We start from the raw sequence: 264 nt of genomic DNA, 5'->3' as shown, positions 1-264 counted from the left end.
CGCGGGTGCCATCGAGGGCCGCGACACCGCCAACAACGTCGTCTTCACCATCGCCATCGTCGGAGGCCAGCTGCAGACGACGCTGTTCGAGGCGATCCGGCATCTCGACAAGAACGAGTTCGACGCCAGCACCGTGCTGGCCCTCGCCGGCGAGGCCGCACCGATCCAGCTGCAATACAGCGTCACGCGCACGGATGGCGACGGTGACAGCATCAGCCGCGCCGCCGCGATCGACCTGATCAGCACCCGCGGCTCGGGCATCAG

The 264-nt window shown here is 68.2% G+C and carries 1 protein-coding gene; it reads left to right on the top strand.

Going from position 1 to position 264, the window contains the following annotated elements; translation table 11 throughout:
- The coding region (locus tag ASG72_RS21020) for a DUF5801 repeats-in-toxin domain-containing protein (protein WP_162246215.1) at window positions 1-264 on the top strand (264 nt) is incomplete at both ends.

Source organism: Allobosea sp. Leaf344, from assembly GCF_001426225.1.
In the GTDB taxonomy this organism is placed as follows: domain Bacteria; phylum Pseudomonadota; class Alphaproteobacteria; order Rhizobiales; family Beijerinckiaceae; genus Allobosea.
Note: the sequence above shows the minus strand (reverse complement) of the source record. Positions and strands in the feature narration are given on the sequence as shown.